The organism is Vibrio sp. Vb0598 (assembly GCF_033338935.1).
Classification (GTDB): Bacteria; Pseudomonadota; Gammaproteobacteria; order Enterobacterales; family Vibrionaceae; genus Vibrio; species Vibrio alginolyticus.
This window is the reverse complement of sequence record NZ_JAWOTP010000004.1, coordinates 120,285-137,807: the sequence shown is the minus strand read 5'-3', so window position 1 is coordinate 137,807 and position 17,523 is coordinate 120,285. Positions and strand designations below refer to the sequence as shown.

Genomic DNA, 17,523 nt, shown 5'->3' with positions numbered 1-17,523 from the left:
CCCCAAAATGACTTTTGAGCGTGCATTCAACATGATTCAACAATTGCTGGTTACTTTCCCTCCGATGCTATTTGGCGCACAAGCGCTACTGACTTTGCTTCTAATCAAGGGCGATATTTGTCCTGGTCAGCGAGGACGTCTTCATAAAATGTTGCCAGCAGTAGCTGTATTGTGGCTCGCTGTTGCGTCACTTCGCATTGAAGCATTTATGATCGTGTTTGCTATTTTCTACTTCTATTCTCAGGTTCAAACCAAGAAAACGCGTGAAAAAGGGCCACTATGGGCGATGCATTTAGCGAATGGTTTGGCCTTTGCGTATGTAAGTATTCAGGTATTTGAGCAATCAAGCTGGCCAGCATCGATAGCGATGGCGCTAATGATATTTTTCCTTGGGGCGTCATTTTCTCAATTGCTACTTACGATAGCTCGCAGCAGATTACAGGCATTTCACCGCATTTTACCAGTTACTGGCATTGTGTCTGGAATGCTATTAGTCATCGCAACGTTGTTTGCTTCTTACCAGTTAAATGAAGCTGCACTGAACGCTGCAACACAGCCAATCTTGCTGTCTTTAGCTATGCTAATTTCTTCAATTATCGTGTGGTGTTGGCATATTTTTACGCATAAGAAACCAGAAAAGGTGCAACTGAGCGTAGCTTTGTTGCTAGCACTCGCGTCGATGACGAGCCTGCAAGGTTTATTCTCTCTCGCGGCTTGACCTCTACTCTAAAGACAAAGTTAGACGGCTTATATCCAAGTGCTTTCTTGGTGCTTGGGTATAAGGTGATCACGTTTTAGATCTCACTCACTTTAAATTCGCGTGATTACTACTACGCTTGTTTATATACCTTGTCGAAGAGGAGAGTCGCGATGGATTTAAGCAATGTAGGTAATCTGGACAGCACTATTTTGCTAGGTATCGTCAACGAAAAGCTACGTTTAGAGTGCGACAGTTTTGACGAGTTAGTATCAGTGTATGAGATGGATGTAGAGTCTGTAGTCGGCAAGCTTGATATGCTCGGTTATCAGTACGATCCATTGACTAACCAATTTAAAGCATATCAACGCTAAGCCTTTCATAACCCAAATCTTTTAAGCCACCTTGATTCCGTCAAGGTGGCTTTTACATTGTAGCCTCGCGGTTGCGAAAAAAGCTTGTAAGTAACGCTTTTCTTTCTCTGAGTGACGCGTTGCAGCAAACAAGCGACGCCATAAGCCTTGGCCGAAAGGTTTACTGGTAATAAGACCTTGGCGAGAAAATTCAGAAATCGCCCAATTGGGTAGTGCCGCCACCCCTAATCCAGCAGAGACCATCTGAACTAACATGAGAGTGTTGTCGGCTTGCTTCCATTTCGCAGGTTCTATTCCTGCTGGCTGAAGAAAGTGTTTTACGACGTCTAGCCTTTGTTTTTGAACCGGATAAGAGAGCATGGTTTGATCTGCGAGATCTTGCGGATCAATAATGTCTTTTTCCGCCAATGGGTGGTTGGTTGCGGTAATTAAACGCATTTCAAAGTCGAATAGAGGCTCGTAGTGGACTTCAGATCGAGGTTGGATATCGGAAGTAATAACGAGATCGAGTTCGCCTGCCAATAGAGCTGGGAGTGGTTCAAAGCCAAAACCAGAGGAAAAGTCCAATGTTACGCTAGGCCAAGCAAGTTGGTACTCCCTAAGTGCAGGCATTAGCCATTGGAAGCAAGAGTGACATTCAATGGCCATATGTAATCGGCCATTGACGTCCTCTTTCAAGCTCGCTAAATCATTTTCTGCTCTTGCGAGTTTCGGAAGGATATCTTCTGCAAGACGCAATAGGATTTCTCCCTCTGAAGTGAACTTCACCGGACGAGTCTTTCTCAGGAACAGTTGCCCTCCAATTCGCGCCTCCAAATCTTTGATCTGATGAGACAGTGCCGACTGAGTGAGATGCAAAGCGGTCGCTGTCGCCGTTAGAGAGCCAGTGTCTCGAAGCGAAGTGAGTGTCCGCAAATGTTTTAGCTCTATCATGAATTCCTTTCATCCTTTGTTGCTCGCTATGAACAGAATAGCAATCGTGTAAATAACTTAACGACAAAAAATGGATATGTAAACGTCTAGACGTCTATTTGTTGTTTTTATTTGCGAATCATGTCGCTTCATGATGAATTTTTTTAATAAACAAGTTGAATAAATGGACGTTGTTCTAATATCAGATGAGAGCGATAGTTTAGCCATCCAGACATCTTATTCTTTACCGAAAGATGCTCTGATCCAAACAAATTGAACAAAATTGAGAAAGGAATAGGGACATGGCGACAACGACTCACATATTAGGTTATCCACGCATCGGTGAAAAACGAGAATTAAAATTCGCTCAGGAAAAATACTGGCGCGGAGAAATTGATCAAGCAGAGCTTAAAAAGGTTGGAGCAGATCTGCGCGCTAAAAACTGGCAAACGCAAACAGATGCTGGCTTGAGTTTTGCCACCGCTGGCGACTTCGCTTGGTACGATCATGTACTGACGACCACGTTGCTATTGGGTCATGTGCCAAAGCGTCACGCTGATGGTTTCCCTAACCTGGATACGTTGTTCAAAGTGGGTCGCGGTCAATCTCAGGCGGGTTGCAGCTGTGCGGGCGCTGCGGCATCGGATATGACCAAATGGTTCAACACAAACTACCATTACATTGTCCCTGAATTCAGCAAGGACGATACGTTTGAAGTGAGCTGGCCGCAACTGTTTGAAGAAGTCAACGAAGCGCTTCAAGCTGGCCACCAAGTGAAGCCTGTTTTGCTTGGCCCAGTCAGTTACCTTTACTTGGGCAAAGAGGTCGAAGAAGGGTTTGACCGCTTAACCCTGCTACCACGCTTACTTACTGCTTACCAAGCTATTTTGGCAAAGCTAGCAAGTCAAGGTGTTGAGTGGGTTCAGATTGATGAGCCAATTTTGTCACTGGAGCTAGAAAGCAAATGGGCTGATTCGTTTAAGCTGGCCTACCAAGTGATTCGAAGCGATGTAAAAGTGCTGCTAACGACGTACTTTGACTCCGTAAGCGATACGCTAGACAAAATTGTAGAGCTACCGGTGGATGGTTTGCATATCGATTTATCTGCCGTCCCTCAGCAGCTTGACGATGTGGTTGCCAAGTTACCGGAGGGGTGGGTGCTTTCTGCTGGCGTTGTGAATGGTCGTAACGTGTGGCGTTCGGATTTAAGTGCCCAACTCGAGCGTCTACAGCCAGTCAAAGAGAAACTGGGCGACAAACTTTGGGTTGCCAGTTCATGTTCTCTTCTACATAGCCCTGTTGATTTAGCACTGGAAACAGAACTGAGCGAAGAAGTAAAAAGTTGGTTTGCCTTTGCAAAACAAAAAGTGGCAGAAGTCGCCTTGCTTGGCCGAGCGCTCGATGGTGATCAAAATGCGATTCTCGCTTGTGATACCTATAGCCAGACAATCAAAGCGCGCAAGACAGCAACACATGTGAATAAACCTCAAGTACAAGCGCGTTTAAACAACATTACCGCGTCACTTGCCGAGCGCAGCGCACCTTATGCAGAGCGTGCTGCGCATCAAGCTGAAGTATTGGGCTTGCCTTTGTTGCCAACAACGACAATCGGCTCTTTTCCTCAAACGGGTGAAATCCGGGTGCAGCGCAGCGCTTATCGTACAGGTCAATTATCTGAGTCTGAATATATCCAAGCACTTAAAGGACATATTGCTGACGCAGTAAAACGTCAAGAGGCGCTCGACCTAGATGTGCTAGTTCATGGTGAAGCAGAGCGTAACGACATGGTGGAATACTTCGCTGAGAACTTGGCGGGTTTTCAAACGACCAAATTTGGTTGGGTACAGAGTTATGGTTCTCGCTGTGTGAAACCTGCCATTGTAGTTGCTGACATTGAACGTGAAAAACCGATCACAGTTGAATGGTCGACGTACGCCCAGTCGCTAACCAGCAAACAGATGAAAGGCATGTTGACTGGACCAGTAACGATTTTATGTTGGACGTTCCCACGTGAAGACATCACACGTCAAGAAATTGCGCAGCAACTTGCTTTGGCACTACGTGATGAGGTGTCTGACCTGCAAGATGCAGGCATCAATATCATTCAAATTGATGAGCCAGCCATTCGAGAAGGTTTACCACTCAAAAAACGCGATCACAAAGCGTACTTAGAATGGGCCGTAAATGCGTTTAAGGTCTCTGCGGCAAGTGCAAAACCAGAAACTCAGATTCACACTCATATGTGTTACAGCGAGTTCAATGAAATCATTGATTCGGTTGCGGCACTCGATGCGGACGTCATTACCATTGAAACATCTCGCTCAAATATGGAGCTGCTGAAAGCATTTGAAGAGTTCAATTACCCGAACGAAATTGGCCCTGGTGTTTATGACATTCACTCACCAAACATTCCTACGGAAGAATGGATTGAAGGTTTAATCAAGAAAGCGGCAGAAAAAATTCCGGCTCAACGTTTGTGGGTAAACCCAGATTGTGGTCTGAAAACACGAAACTGGAAGGAGACAGAAGCCGCATTGGCAAATCTGGTTTCAGCGGCGAAGAAGCTCCGTGCTGAGCTGGCGTAACACATCGTTACAGCAAATAAAAACGGAGACTGTGGTCTCCGTTTTTCTATTCTTAATTGTTAACTTTCGTTTTCAGATTATTCAATAATAGCGAATCATCGTCTCGTGCCGAAAGCAACAAAAATTACTGTAGCTACTTCACCTGAGTACAAGTCTGTGCGGAAACCAACTCATCTGCCATCAACTGACCGCGAGAATTACGTACCTTAATACGATACATCAAGCCCATATCAATTTGCTTGCGAACTTCTGGGTTGCTGCAGTAGGTATAGATACTGGTATTCAGTACTTGATTTAACGGCTTTGCACCGAGTGCGCCATCGTTATAAATCATCATCATCTCTACAACATTTTTGTTGGATGAGACACGCATTATTTGCAGTGGACCGTACTCTAAAGGGAGACCCGCAGACAAAACTCCTGCTCGGTTTGATGCCATAAGCTCAAGTTGGCGCTGCTTATCATCGGTTGATGAACAGCCAGCCAGAGCACCAAATACCAAGAAAAGACACAGTAATTTTTTCATAAATTAAAACACTTTTTTGAACGGTTTCACGATTACATGATCGTAAACACCAGCCGCTACATAAGGATCGGCTTCTGCCCACGCTTTAGCATCCTCTAGAGAGGCGAATTCAGCGATGACAGTTGAGCCCGTAAATCCAGCTTCACCAGGATTGTCAGAATCTATCGCAGGCATCGGACCAGCTGTAAGAAGGCGGCCTTCGTCTTGTAGCTTTTGTAAGCGATCCAAGTGTTGTGGGCGAACGCTCATGCGTTTTTCCAACGAGTTCTCAACGTCCTGTGAAAAGATGACATACCACATAGCATAGTTCCTTAATTGGTAGGGTAAAGTGTTAATTTAACGCCTTTTTTGTGTCTCTCACAAGTGAACAACAGAAAATGTGAGATCCTTTCTAACTGTTAGCGTCGTAGGTTGACTAATTCTGAACCGGACGTGGTTTACCTTCACTGTCAATGGCTACGTAGTTGAAGGTCGCATCACAAACCATGAAGCGTTCGCCAACACCGTGAGCTTTGACGGGTTTGACCCATACTTCCAAATCGACACTCATGGATGTGCGGCCGATCTTAGTGCATTCGCCGTAGCAGCATACGACATCGCCCACACCAACAGGTTTTTTGAACGTAATGCTTGATACCGAAACGGTGACAACGCGACCACAAGAGATCTCTTTTGCCAGAATCGCGCCCGCTAAGTCGAGCTGAGACATTATCCAACCGCCAAAAATATCGCCATTGGCGTTTGTATCTGCAGGCATTGCAAGGGTACGAAGCAGCATTTGACCTTTCGGAGAGCTAATTTCTTGACTCATTGTGACATCCTAAATCTTAAAGGCGCTCAAACTAAGCGCCAACATAGTAAATACCTAGAACCAAAGGTCCTTAAAAAACCGCAGATACCGGAACAGAGAAAGTTGATTTACAGCAGCAAGAATGGTCTGAAAACGGTACGTTGTTTGAGCGGTTTACTGATACATGGAGCAAAACAGCGACCCTAAGGTCGCTGTGAAGTCGCGGATTATAGCAAAACTGAGTTTTTAATCATCAGTGGACACATCGGATGAGTTATTTTTTTGTTCTTTTGGCATGTGTTTATAAATGTAAAAGCCAGTCGCAATCATGTAGGCAAATGTCGCGATCAACATTCCAAATACTTTGAAGTTAACCCAAACATCCAACGGCAATTCGTAAGCAATATAAATGTTTAGGCCAGCGAAGAATGAGAAGAAGCCAACCCAAGCCCAGTTAATCTTTGCCCAAACAGCGTCAGGTAACGTAATTTCCTTGCCTAGCATACCTTTGATGGCTGATTTTCCCAATGCGTGGCTCACTGCTAAGCCAATCGCCAGAATCGCGTAAATGATGGTGACTTTCCACTTTATAAAATTGTCGTCGTGGAAGAAAAGGGTCATGCCGCCGAAGATAGTGACGATAACAAATGTTATTAGCTGTATCTTTTCGACTTTCTTATATAGCGCATAGGTGACGACAAGCTGAATGGCTGTTGCTACGATCAGTGCACCTGTCGCCACGTAGATGTCGTACAGCTTGTATAAAGCGAAGAAAACGATGAGTGGTATAAAGTCTAGGATCTGCTTCATGATGGCAAAATCTACCTAATTATTGAATTGAAGACAGTCTAACGGAATCTGACAAGATGTGAATACTGAGGAAGTTAAGGTAAGAATAGTAACGCTTAGTATATCGTACAGCCCGCAAGCTTCTTCCACGTCGAAACAGCAAATGGAAGGAATAAAAATTGCCGCGTGAAGCGGCAATAGAGTTGAGAGTTTTAAACCTTAAGCAACACGTTGATATTGGGAAATAAGCGTTTTTACATCTTCTAAATAGCCTTCCCGTAGTAAGTTATCGACCGTTGCTTCTAGCTCTTCGAGAGACATCGTGAAGCAAGTGGATTTACCAGTCATCAGGCTCAGATATTGATGATACTCTTCTTCTGTATAGTGGCCTAAGCGATCAAGTAACAGTGTTTTGATTCCATGATGAATCAAGCCGTAGTATGTATGTCGATGAAGTAACATGGCGATCTCCTTATCAAGCTCATACGCTACTCTTTTGCAGCCTGCTTGACCTTCTGGATAATTCGATTTACTCCAATAATGCACACCTAGTGCCAATTCTATATTTGCAGATTAAAAAGTGTTGGAAGGCGCAGAATTCTCGTTCTGTAACCATCTTTGGATGACGACTTGAAGTGCATTTAACGTGGTGGGCTTTTCGAGTCTGTCATCCATGAGTTTCGAAATTAGCTCCAACTCTCTAGCTCCAGACTCACCAGATAAGGCAATGATTGGAACGGAGGATGTGATTTGCTTAATCCGTTGGCTTGCGTCAAATCCATTCATTACCGGCATTTGGACATCCATAAGAACGAGATCAATCTTGTGAGAGTGGAATAGTTCTACCGCAGAGGCTCCATTATTTGCTTGTAAGCTGTTGACTCCCAGCCTTTTTAAATACATCTGTACCAAGGTGCGTTGCACCTCTTTGTCATCAACAATGAGCACTGTTGGTGCATCTTTAGATACTTGTACGTGTTGAGCTGAATGATTTTCAAAATGTGATGCAGTTGCTTTCCAGCTATCAAAGTCCGGTGCTCTTAATGTCTCTGGTTTTGGTGCGTTTGGTACGACTGGGAAATACAAGTAGAATTCTGTGAACTCGTTCAATTCAGACTGGCACTCTATTCGTCCTCCGAAGGAGCGCATAACACGTTGGCAATAGCCCAAACCTAAGCCACTGCCTCCGCTTTTTTGATACGAGAAAAAGTCATCAAATATCTTGTGTAAGATACTGCTATCTATACCTGGCCCACTATCTCGGAAGATCAGAATGTTTTCGTAAGCCCCCGTCTGGGTACGAATCTCAATTTGACTGTCGGGATAAGAATCAAAATAGTAGATAGCGTTACGAATCAAATTGAAAATGACAAAGTTAAACAGGGTCTCATTTAACTTCGCGACAAAATCGTGTGCCTGTGGTAGGTTAATTCTCTCTATTATTTGATCGTTTTCAAAACCATAACGGCTTACTGCTTGGTCGATGGCTTTATGTATGGAAGTGAGAGCTAAAGGCTCATGCTCTGGTGAACTGTCGCTAACTTCTCGTAAAATAATATCGATAAGTTGTCTACCGCGTTGTATGGCGGCTTCACCTTTATCAATTTCTCTTTTTAGCGTATCCAGTGAGGCGTTTGACTCTATATGCTGTTTTAAAGCTTCAAATTGTAATTGTACTTGAGCGAGAGGGTTACGCATTTCATGTGCAATGGAGTTAGCCAGCGCACGGCTTTGGCGTACCTTTCTATCGGCTTCAATGGTGCTCTGGATGCGAACTAATAACGTTTGCAGAGCTGAGATTTCTTCATTAGAAAACAGCTTATTATCTATTTTATGTGAAGAAATTAGTAAGTGAGTAACAGACTTTCCACGACCGAAGAGAGGCATAACGAGCGCAGTATTGCTTGAGCGCATGCGCTCGTAGAGCTTTCTCATCGACCCTTTAGAAGAGGAGGCATAATCAATTTCTTCAGACAACTCATCTAGCACGAGAACTGACTTGCTTGACGGCAGGTACTCTTCGTAAAACGTTTCTGTGTAATTGCTAGTGACTAGCTGTAGCTTGTTGTTTGGTATGTTAAGTAACGATGCCAACTGACGCATAGCATCATCTATTGAGCGTTTAAACTCTTCCTCTAACCCAAGGATTTGCTGAACGGGAGTGTGTCGTTTCCCATAAATAAAATACGAAGCGAAACGACTGACTCGCTTAAAAAGCAAGTGCCAAGTGATACCGATAAGCGCGCATAAAGGTACCGCAACAAGCCATTGGTTATCTTCAGAGATAGGAATAAATATCGCCCCTAGCGGCAGAACAAAAATGGCGCAGACTAAGAGCGCGCTTACCGTTAAGTACGTGAGATATTTAGCGCTGTAGAAGCGAGAGGTAAGTAGGGCATAGCCCACAAACAACATTTCGCTGATTGAAAGTGCTGGTGGTAACCAAGTTAGGGAGAAGTCGCCAAGGAAATACGTCATTCCAAGGTGTATCACTGCCGTAGATAACATGAATACCAAAATGCCAGCGATCATATAGTTGCTTTTTGCTAGCGTGAGCTTGCTGCTGTTAGCGCGCATGGCAATCAAGTTAAGCAGCGTTAGTACCACGAAAGCTAGCAAACTAATGAAAAAATATGAGGTATGTGGGCCAAATTCAATGACGAACTGGCTTGGACCACTAATGGTGACATTTTCGACAGTAAGATTCGGCACTAAGTTGATGTACAGTGAATACGTTGCTAGTGCGACAAAGACGACTTTTTGCCAGACTTTGACCGCTGTTTTTTTAACATCTGCGGTTAACTGGCAAGAAAAATAGAATGCAAACGCAAAGGCGAAAAAAGACGCTAAGTTCGCTAACTTAGCCATAAAAATGCCACCAACAGAGCCTAATTCTGGCAATAAATCGGTATGGAAATAGGCGTTGCTGCTTATCCAAACAATGATACAGCTGGAATAAGCGATGTAAGGCGCGTGATGCGAGCCTAAGATTGATTCACTCTTCTGTTTTAGGCGATAGCAGTAATACAGTAGCCAAGCGAATACTATTAGTACAGTCGCGTACAATGCCATTGCTTTTGGGTAAAAGAGACCGTGCAAATGAACATCAAGCATGCTCATTCACCTTTTTATCCATTCTTTTTGTTCGTACGCAATGTTTGTAGTCGCGAAATTGTATGTCTTGAAATGCTTCAACCATCATACCTAAATTCCAGAAACCGCGGTATGTCTTGGTACCGTCACCGTTAATGTCGCGGTATCCTGAGTGAAAGTAGGCACTTAAATCAATAGATTGATAGAAATTTAACATAAATACTTGCTCAATAATGGTAAAGCCGAGCTTATAGCCTGCTTTATAGAGCTCGCTCATCATAGTTTTTTGCGCCAGATACAAAAAATACAGCTTTTGTTGAATGTTGCCTCCCACCGTAAGACGCAGTACTTCGCAAACCGCTTCACTGTTCTTTACACGAGATTGAAACTGAGCATCAAACTCAATAAGAGTGTGCTCATGAGTTAGAGCACGACACTCCAAAATACCCAGTTGATTGAGAACACTGTACCCATGATTAGGAAAGCAAAACTGCCATTGTTCGTTACTAAACTGTGGTGAGTAACTGAGCCAGTTATTTCGTTGATGCCAGCTTTGCACTAAAGCGGAGGAGACCATGATTGGTGAAGATGACGATTTGAGCAAGAGGGCAAAGTGCTGCCCTTTTTGCGAGAGTGATAAAAGAGGCAAGATTTCAAACCATTGTTCAGTTTGGACGAAAAGCTCAAGATTACTCAGTGTGATCGCTTCGGAAATCGGCATTAACGCTGCATGATTTGGCAGCATTACCTCAAGATCGCAATCTGCGATATCTTCAATTAACACGCTAGTATAGCTGTGGTCGTCAAACGGAAGCGGAGTAGGAATCGCAGCTTCGTTTGAAGGATATTTTTGCTTGATTGCTTCGATCTCGCATTGACACCAGAAAACCATCCAATGCGGGTAACAATCTGCGGCAAGTTGTTCAAGTAAACGAATCTCTTTGGAGAAACCTGTCGGATACTGTTGCACTAAATCTCGATAATCCATTAACTCAAATAGTGCAGAAAGACTTTTTGATGCGTGTTTAGGAAAGAGAGATTTAAGCAGTTTTATTCGATACAGAGCAACCTGTTGAAAAAGAGCATCTCGTTTTTGTTTCGTTAGGGTAAGAATAACTGAGTCAACCAGGGCCTGCTGCTTTGATTCGATCGGCAAATTTATTTTGGTGAGATATTCCAAAGATTGCTCAAGACTCATGATATAACCTAGCTCTAACGTTTTGTTATATTTTGTAATGGTTTATATCATTTTGAAAAATTTATGCCATCGGTTTCTATTTGTATAGTTACGTAATGCAAGAAAAGACAAAAAAACCGCTCATTATGAGCGGTTTTTGGTCTATTCAAGAAAGGGTTAGGCTTCTTGCTTTTTTAGCTCAGCTTCTGCCGTTTCTTCTTCAATTAGCGCATCAACGATAACTGCACATGCAGCATCACCTGTGATGTTCAGTGCTGTACGAATCATATCGAAAATACGGTCAAGAGCGAATAGCAGCGGTAGACCTTCAATTGGAATGCCAGCGGCAAGAAGCACGGCAACCACTAGGAAAGAAGGGCCAGGAACACCCGCTTGACCAACCGCACCCAATGTAGACGTTACGATAATTGCAATGTAAGCGCCCATGCCTAGATCGATATTGAACAGTTGAGCAAAGAAGATAGCAACCAAGCCATAGTAAATCGCATTACCTGACATGTTGATCGTTGCGCCTAGAGGCAGAACAAATGATGCAGTTGAATTTTTTACGCCCAGCTCTTTTTCACAGGTGTCCATTGTAACAGGCAGTGTTGCCATAGAAGACGCTGTTGAAAGCGCAACTGCTTGCGGTTTCTTCATTGAAGACAGGAATTTCTTCGCAGATGTCTTCGTGAAAACATGCACCATTGCTGGGTAAACAACGAAACCGAAGATTAGGATGGCGGCAACGTAAACAACGAACAGTTTAAACACCACCATTAGCGCACCAAAACCGAACGTACCGACGGCTTCTGCCATCAGACCAAATACACCGATAGGTGCAATGATCATTACTTTGTTGATCATCCAAACCATTGCGTCAACGATGCAGTTAACACCATTGATGATTGGTTCACGACGCTCTTTTGCTTGCTTAGAAATCGCAATACCAAAGAACATACAGAAAACGAGGATCTGTAGGATGTTTGCTTCATTTAGTGATTGGAAAACGTTGGTTGGGATCATACCAGTGATGGTTGCCCAGAAAGTAGGTAGTTCACCTTTTGAAGCGTATTCTGCTGAGAACATGCCTTCAACGCCAGAGACGTCGATACCCATGCCTGGTTGGAATACTTCACCCATAAATAGTGCAAGCGCAACGGCTAGGGCGGATGTTAAACCAAAATAACCTAGAGTGACGATGCCAACTTTACCTGCTGACTGGCTGTTCCCAAGACCAGCGGCGCCAGAAATCAAGGCTACAGCGACCAAAGGAATAACCAACATTTTGATTAAGTTGATAAAGATAGCACCTAAAGGAGCGAACACTGTCGCATCATGACCCATCATGGCACCAACGGCTGTGCCCACGATCATGGCGATTACGACTTGTACGCCAATGTTGTTTAGCAAACTCTTTTCTTTTAACACTTCCATAACCTCTGTGCTAATAAAATGTAAAATCCTAAAATTACCCACTAACCATAAATGGATTTACGGATAATTATCTCGCCTTGCTTTTTACACTTATCGTTTACAATTGGCAATATGCAGCAAGGTATTATTGATGGATTAATCGATATTTTATTGACGAACGATAAAGTTTTGTTCAATGGCAAACGTTTGCTATTGATTTTTCTTATAAGGGTCGCGCTTAGGATTGTTCAAGTTTATTTTTCTTTATTTGTTTTCTTTTTGTTAATTTTAACCGCTTTTGTATTTGCTATTGCAGTCAGAGTTTTTAGTGACTTGGGTTGATATTTATAACAATTCATCTCTTTCAAGCTCACACTTTTATTAATTTGCCTTCTGAAATGTTAATTGCTTTACATTCTTAGTCCTGATTGCGTTGTAAACATAATGTTAAATGCTAATGACTGGTGAGACTCAAATGCTGACGATCCAGTGTTAGAGATAACTTGCTTAGTTAATGCTCCTGAGCTGATTAGACGAGAAAGACAAGTAAGAGGTGAAGAGACTATGATGAATCTTGCTGCTGCGTTACAAAGAAATGCTGCGAGTAAACCAGATAAAACGGCGTTGATATGTGGCGCTGAAAAGATAAATTATGCGCAGTTTGATGCGATCGCCGGCAAGATCGCAGCGTCTTTAATCAATAAAGGCGTAAAGCCAGGTGACCGCGTTGCGATTTCATGCCCAAACATTCCTTTTTTCGCGTTTGTTTATTATGCAATACAAAAAGCTGGCGCGGTTGCAGTCCCATTAAATGTGCTTTTAAAAGCGCGAGAAATTAAGTATCACTTAGAAGATTCAAAAGCGAAGTTTTATTTCTGCTTTGAAGGGACGAAAGAACTGCCAATGGCAAAAGAGGGTGTCAAAGCCTTTGAACAAGTCGATACATGCGAAGGCATAGTCGTATTGACTCAATCTCAAGATCAAAGCTATTGGAATGGTGTAATAACTCTCAATGCGTTTATAGCCGATGTCCAACCGTTGCCGGATTATATACCGCGTAATGCGGATGATACTTGTGTGATTTTGTATACATCAGGCACGACAGGCTTACCAAAAGGCGCTGAGCTGACTCAGCAGAACATCATAATGAACGCTCTGGTGGCACAAAACATTATGGGCAGCCAGGCCGATGATATTCACTTAGTAACTTTGCCTTTATTTCATACATTTGGTCAAACCGTCCACTTAAATGCTAGTGTTTTGGGCGGGGCAACATTGGTGTTAGTGCCTAGGTTTGAGCCTAAACATGTTCTTGAGCTGGTGGAAAAACATAGGGTGACGATATTTGCTGGTGTGCCAACGATGTACATCGGTCTGCTTCATGTGCAGCATCAATTTGATACCTCGTCATTGCGTGTTGCAGTAAGCGGTGGTGCGCCATTGCCAACCGAAATCTTTCGAACCTTTGAAGAAACATTTAATGTGCCGATCTTAGAAGGATACGGGTTATCGGAGACAAGTCCTATTGCATGTTTTAATCATTTGGATCAGGAGCGCATACCAGGCTCGGTAGGTCAACCGGTTCAAGGTGTCGAAGTAAAAGTTATCGATATTGAAGGTAATGCACTACCGATAGGCGAAGAAGGTGAGATTGTTGTGCGTGGTCATAATGTTATGAAGGGATATCTTGACCGCCCAGAAGTTACTGAATCTGCGCTACAAAATGGTTGGTTCCATACTGGTGATGTGGGCCGCTTTGACAGTTCAGGTAATTTATTTATTGTCGATAGAATGAAAGATCTGATCATTCGAGGTGGATTTAATGTTTATCCCAGAGAAATTGAAGAAGTTTTCATGACTCATCCTGCCGTTTCAATGGTCGCGGTGATAGGGATTCCAAATGAAGAGTATGGCGAAGAGATAAAAGCCTACGTTGTACTTAAACCAAAAGAATACATTGACGCCGATTCATTACAAAAGTGGGGTAAAGAGCAATTAGCCTCGTTTAAATATCCTCGTTATGTCGAAATTCGTGAACACCTCCCGATGAGTGCGACAGGAAAGATTTTGAAACGTGAGTTGAAATCTGAATTGAATATAGCTTAGTCAATTCAATGGTTTTTGTGTCACAGCGCCACTTGCCTAAGCGCAAATGGTGTTGTGCTCTTAACTAATTAGATGCATAAGCTTTTTAGCTGTCGTTAGACAATACTTACCGTTTGTTGAATGGATCTATTGCTCGAGTTCTTTAAAGTATTCTTCTAAGCGTTTCGGATTGGTAATGGTTACTGAGCCATAGTTTAGCTCTAGCATCCCGATACTTTCTAATCGTTTTAGTATCTTGTGTACGCTCTGACGAGTTAGCCCCATCATGTTAGCGATATGTTCTCTTGTTACCCTGACAACGCATGGTCGAGTATCGATCGCTTGATTAAGTTGGTATTCTGCAAGCAGCAGTAACCTTTTGGCGACTCGTTCTTCAATTCCTCTAATCGCGTCATCTTCGATAACAGAAATAGCAGACCACAAGCGGCGGCTAAGTAAGTCGAGTATAGTGGGGTAACTTTGAGGGTATTTGGCGAGTAATTGGCGAAATTTATCTCCAGGAAGCTCCATTACAGTCACGTCAGAATGCGCGGTCGCACCAAAAATACGAGGCATACCGGGAGAAAAAACATTGTCTCCAAACCAGCCACCAGCTTCGAAAATCATCAGTGTGACTTCTTTGCCTTTTGAACTAATTGAGTTCACTCTCACTGCACCTTGAGCTATGACCATAAGAGAAGATTGAAGCGCACCTTTATTGCAAATCAGTGCTTTTTCGTCGAAGCAGCGAACCTTAGTCATTTGCGCTGCTTCACTAAGCCCTTTATCTGGCAGCCCTGATAGTACAGGACATTTGGCTAGCAGTGTTTTGACTTCTTCCATGTAGCAACCTTACTGCACATTGCTTTATTGAGTGAGTTAAGTTACCCAAGCTTAACACTCTTTGCGTGCTCTGCTTGAGATAGATTTGGAAAGTGCGGACGTTGAACAAAAAATGACGTGGTATAAACGCGATAGTAAGAAAACGCCCACTAAACATAATGTTAAGCGGGCGTTGTTGTGTCATATCAAACTGAAATTATTTTTTGAGTGGCAGCTTTCATTGCAGAAACGAATTCACCTAGCTTGTCGAGCATAATTTGTGGCTGCTCAACGTTCGCTTCAATGATCTTCACGACAGCCGAACCGGAAATAGCCCCTGCCGCACCAGATTCTAGTGCTTGTTTCACCTGTGCTGGCTCTGAGATGCCAAAACCAAGTAGTGCTGGTGGCGCATCAAATTGGTTCAGTCTATCCAGCATATGACCTACAGGCATGTTTGCTTTGGTTTCTGCGCCAGTAACGCCTGCACGAGATAGTAGGTAAGTGTAGCCGCCACCTAACTCTGATACTTGCTTCAGTGTTTCGTCACTTGCCGTTGGTGGTGCGATGAAGATCGGGTGAATACCAAACTTCTCTGCAGCCGCAACGAACTCGGCACTTTCATTAGTTGGTACGTCTGCAATCAAAACAGAATCGATGCCTGCTTTTGCACAACGCTCATAGAAGTTTTCGATACCACGAGAGTAAACAAGGTTCGCGTACATCAGAAGGCCAATAGGTAGCTCTGGGTACTTAGCTCGGATCTTACCGATTTGTTCGAAGCAGATATCCGGTGTTGCGCCTGAATCTAGCGCACGAATGTTAGCGCCTTGGATGGTCGGGCCATCGGCTAGCGGATCTGAGAATGGAATACCAAGTTCAAGTGCATCTGCGCCAGACTCGACCAGTGTTTCCATGATTTTGTAAGACTGCTCGGCGTTTGGATCGCAAACCGTTACGAACGGTACAAATGCGCCTTGGTTCTTTTCGTTTAGGCGCGTAAACATCTTCTCATAACGGCTCATTAGATTGCTCCTTTTTCTTCTAAGATGGCGTGTACGGTGAAGATGTCTTTGTCACCACGACCTGACAGGTTAACGACCAATAATTGCTCTTTTTCTGGATTCTCACGAGCCATACGCAGTGCGTGTGCCACGGCGTGAGAAGATTCAAGTGCAGGGATGATGCCTTCATGGCGTGCAATCTCTTGGAATGCTTCTAGCGCTTCATCGTCTGTCACGTTGTCGTATTCAGCACGGCCAATTGCGTTTAGGTGTGCGTGCTGTGGACCAACTGAAGGGAAATCAAGGCCAGCAGACACCGAGTAAGACTCTTCTACTTGGCCGTTTGGATCTTGCATCAATGGTGCTTTCATACCGAAGAAGATGCCTGTTTTACCATGCTTAAGTGGTGCACCGTGCTGGTCAGTATCGATACCTTTACCTGCTGGCTCAACACCAATTAGGCGAACGCTTTCTTCTTCGATGAAGTCAGCAAACATACCAATCGCGTTTGAACCACCGCCCACACATGCGATAACCGCATCAGGAAGACGACCTTCACGTGCCAAAATCTGATTCTTCGTTTCTTCACCAATCATGCGTTGGAAGTCACGCACGATCGTTGGGAATGGGTGAGGGCCTGCCGCTGTACCTAGTAGGTAATGCGCATCTTCATAAGTTGCAGACCAGTCGCGTAGCGCTTCGTTACATGCGTCTTTAAGCGTTGCTGAACCCGAGTGGACAGGAATAACTTCTGCGCCCATTAGCTTCATACGGAATACGTTCGGGCTTTGACGCTCAACGTCTTTTGCACCCATGTAAACGCGACACTTAAGGCCAAGTAGTGCACACGCTAGTGCAGTTGCTACACCGTGTTGGCCTGCCCCCGTTTCTGCGATGATTTCGTTTTTACCCATGCGTTTTGCAAGCAGAGCTTGACCTAACACTTGGTTGGTCTTGTGCGCGCCACCGTGAAGTAGGTCTTCACGTTTTAGGTACAGTTTGGTTTTCGTACCTTTGGTTAGGTTACGAGTTAGAGTCAAAGCCGTTGGACGACCCGCATACTCTTGAAGAAGCGTCATGAATTCGCTGCGGAATTCTGGATCTTCTTGCGCGTCGATAAACGCTTGCTCTAGTTGCTCCAGCGCTGGAACTAGAATTTGCGGAACGTACTGACCGCCGTATTCGCCAAAGTAGGCATTCAGTTTTGCCATCGTTATATTCCTTCTCGTATTTTTCGCTACGAATAGCTTTAA

The 17,523-nt window shown here is 43.9% G+C and carries 16 protein-coding genes; 4 read left to right on the top strand and 12 right to left on the bottom strand.

Annotated elements, in window-relative coordinates; all coding sequences use genetic code 11:
* The first annotated feature begins 7 nt into the window (after window positions 1–7).
* Entirely contained in the window at window positions 8–718 is a 711-nt protein-coding gene (locus R7Q38_RS06260; protein ID WP_064354144.1) for a hypothetical protein, read from the top strand.
* A gap of 152 nt (window positions 719–870) precedes the next feature.
* Window positions 871–1,071: a DUF4250 domain-containing protein gene (locus tag R7Q38_RS06255; protein WP_005376762.1), complete on the top strand. Its 201-nt coding sequence runs from the start codon at window positions 871–873 to the stop codon at window positions 1,069–1,071.
* Between the two features lie 21 nt (window positions 1,072–1,092).
* Here the strand turns inward: R7Q38_RS06255 and metR are convergent, their stop codons facing one another.
* Window positions 1,093–2,004 (bottom strand): HTH-type transcriptional regulator MetR, encoded by a 912-nt coding sequence (gene metR, locus R7Q38_RS06250; protein ID WP_065274681.1) that lies wholly within the window; start codon window positions 2,002–2,004, stop codon window positions 1,093–1,095.
* Between the two features lie 281 nt (window positions 2,005–2,285).
* On the opposite strand from metR, the gene metE reads away from it, so the two are divergent.
* Window positions 2,286–4,568 carry a 5-methyltetrahydropteroyltriglutamate--homocysteine S-methyltransferase gene (metE, locus tag R7Q38_RS06245; protein ID WP_213871708.1) on the top strand — a complete coding sequence of 761 codons (2,283 nt, stop codon included), beginning with the start codon at window positions 2,286–2,288 and terminating at the stop codon, window positions 4,566–4,568.
* 133 nt (window positions 4,569–4,701) lie between these two features.
* On the opposite strand, the gene R7Q38_RS06240 is transcribed toward metE, so the two are convergent.
* From R7Q38_RS06240 to R7Q38_RS06205, 8 genes are all read right to left on the bottom strand, one after another.
* A complete protein-coding gene (locus tag R7Q38_RS06240) occupies window positions 4,702–5,094 on the bottom strand; it encodes a GspS/AspS pilotin family protein (protein ID WP_005376765.1) in 393 nt (130 codons plus the stop codon).
* Window positions 5,095–5,097: 3 nt separating this feature from the next.
* Entirely contained in the window at window positions 5,098–5,394 is a 297-nt protein-coding gene (locus R7Q38_RS06235; protein WP_005386727.1) for a YciI family protein, read from the bottom strand.
* A gap of 115 nt (window positions 5,395–5,509) precedes the next feature.
* Window positions 5,510–5,905, bottom strand: coding sequence for an acyl-CoA thioester hydrolase YciA (yciA, locus tag R7Q38_RS06230; RefSeq protein ID WP_005376768.1), 396 nt, complete (start codon window positions 5,903–5,905; stop codon window positions 5,510–5,512).
* A gap of 225 nt (window positions 5,906–6,130) precedes the next feature.
* The gene (locus tag R7Q38_RS06225) at window positions 6,131–6,694 is read right to left on the bottom strand and encodes a septation protein A (RefSeq protein WP_005386728.1); all 564 of its coding nucleotides are present in this window, start codon (window positions 6,692–6,694) and stop codon (window positions 6,131–6,133) included.
* 198 nt (window positions 6,695–6,892) lie between these two features.
* The gene (locus tag R7Q38_RS06220) at window positions 6,893–7,135 is read right to left on the bottom strand and encodes a hypothetical protein (RefSeq protein ID WP_005376770.1); all 243 of its coding nucleotides are present in this window, start codon (window positions 7,133–7,135) and stop codon (window positions 6,893–6,895) included.
* 111 nt (window positions 7,136–7,246) lie between these two features.
* Window positions 7,247–9,787: a hybrid sensor histidine kinase/response regulator gene (locus tag R7Q38_RS06215; RefSeq protein ID WP_213970696.1), complete on the bottom strand. Its 2,541-nt coding sequence runs from the start codon at window positions 9,785–9,787 to the stop codon at window positions 7,247–7,249.
* Window positions 9,780–10,964: an acyl-homoserine-lactone synthase gene (locus R7Q38_RS06210; protein ID WP_054730548.1), complete on the bottom strand. Its 1,185-nt coding sequence runs from the start codon at window positions 10,962–10,964 to the stop codon at window positions 9,780–9,782. The genes R7Q38_RS06215 and R7Q38_RS06210 overlap by 8 nt, the downstream gene beginning before the upstream one ends.
* Window positions 10,965–11,120: 156 nt before the next feature.
* Entirely contained in the window at window positions 11,121–12,380 is a 1,260-nt protein-coding gene (locus R7Q38_RS06205) for a dicarboxylate/amino acid:cation symporter (protein WP_005376774.1), read from the bottom strand.
* Between the two features lie 543 nt (window positions 12,381–12,923).
* Here R7Q38_RS06205 and R7Q38_RS06200 point away from each other — a divergent pair.
* Window positions 12,924–14,465, top strand: coding sequence for a long-chain-fatty-acid--CoA ligase (locus tag R7Q38_RS06200; protein WP_031781063.1), 1,542 nt, complete (start codon window positions 12,924–12,926; stop codon window positions 14,463–14,465).
* Between the two features lie 126 nt (window positions 14,466–14,591).
* Here the strand turns inward: R7Q38_RS06200 and R7Q38_RS06195 are convergent, their stop codons facing one another.
* From R7Q38_RS06195 to trpB, 3 genes are all read right to left on the bottom strand, one after another.
* Complete coding sequence (locus tag R7Q38_RS06195) at window positions 14,592–15,287, bottom strand: Crp/Fnr family transcriptional regulator (RefSeq protein WP_005376777.1); 696 nt, start codon at window positions 15,285–15,287, stop codon at window positions 14,592–14,594.
* A gap of 185 nt (window positions 15,288–15,472) precedes the next feature.
* Window positions 15,473–16,291, bottom strand: a complete 819-nt coding sequence (trpA, locus tag R7Q38_RS06190; protein WP_318114162.1) for a tryptophan synthase subunit alpha — start codon at window positions 16,289–16,291, stop codon at window positions 15,473–15,475.
* Window positions 16,291–17,481: a tryptophan synthase subunit beta gene (gene trpB, locus R7Q38_RS06185; RefSeq protein ID WP_005376781.1), complete on the bottom strand. Its 1,191-nt coding sequence runs from the start codon at window positions 17,479–17,481 to the stop codon at window positions 16,291–16,293. The genes trpA and trpB overlap by 1 nt, the downstream gene beginning before the upstream one ends.
* Window positions 17,482–17,523 lie beyond the last annotated feature (42 nt).

Bases quoted from the DNA above. Each gene is read 5' to 3' on its own strand.
- metR (WP_065274681.1), bottom strand. From the start codon at position 2,004: ATGATAGAGCTAAAACATTTGCGGACACTCACTTCGCTTCGAGACACT.
- R7Q38_RS06220 (WP_005376770.1), bottom strand. From the start codon at position 7,135: ATGTTACTTCATCGACATACATACTACGGCTTGATTCATCATGGAATC.
- R7Q38_RS06260 (WP_064354144.1), top strand. From the start codon at position 8: ATGACTTTTGAGCGTGCATTCAACATGATTCAACAATTGCTGGTTACT.
- trpB (WP_005376781.1), bottom strand. From the start codon at position 17,481: ATGGCAAAACTGAATGCCTACTTTGGCGAATACGGCGGTCAGTACGTT.
- R7Q38_RS06235 (WP_005386727.1), bottom strand. From the start codon at position 5,394: ATGTGGTATGTCATCTTTTCACAGGACGTTGAGAACTCGTTGGAAAAA.
- metE (WP_213871708.1), top strand. From the start codon at position 2,286: ATGGCGACAACGACTCACATATTAGGTTATCCACGCATCGGTGAAAAA.
- R7Q38_RS06255 (WP_005376762.1), top strand. From the start codon at position 871: ATGGATTTAAGCAATGTAGGTAATCTGGACAGCACTATTTTGCTAGGT.
- yciA (WP_005376768.1), bottom strand. From the start codon at position 5,905: ATGAGTCAAGAAATTAGCTCTCCGAAAGGTCAAATGCTGCTTCGTACC.
- R7Q38_RS06240 (WP_005376765.1), bottom strand. From the start codon at position 5,094: ATGAAAAAATTACTGTGTCTTTTCTTGGTATTTGGTGCTCTGGCTGGC.
- R7Q38_RS06200 (WP_031781063.1), top strand. From the start codon at position 12,924: ATGATGAATCTTGCTGCTGCGTTACAAAGAAATGCTGCGAGTAAACCA.
- R7Q38_RS06215 (WP_213970696.1), bottom strand. From the start codon at position 9,787: ATGCTTGATGTTCATTTGCACGGTCTCTTTTACCCAAAAGCAATGGCA.
- R7Q38_RS06225 (WP_005386728.1), bottom strand. From the start codon at position 6,694: ATGAAGCAGATCCTAGACTTTATACCACTCATCGTTTTCTTCGCTTTA.
- R7Q38_RS06195 (WP_005376777.1), bottom strand. From the start codon at position 15,287: ATGGAAGAAGTCAAAACACTGCTAGCCAAATGTCCTGTACTATCAGGG.
- R7Q38_RS06205 (WP_005376774.1), bottom strand. From the start codon at position 12,380: ATGGAAGTGTTAAAAGAAAAGAGTTTGCTAAACAACATTGGCGTACAA.
- R7Q38_RS06210 (WP_054730548.1), bottom strand. From the start codon at position 10,964: ATGAGTCTTGAGCAATCTTTGGAATATCTCACCAAAATAAATTTGCCG.
- trpA (WP_318114162.1), bottom strand. From the start codon at position 16,291: ATGAGCCGTTATGAGAAGATGTTTACGCGCCTAAACGAAAAGAACCAA.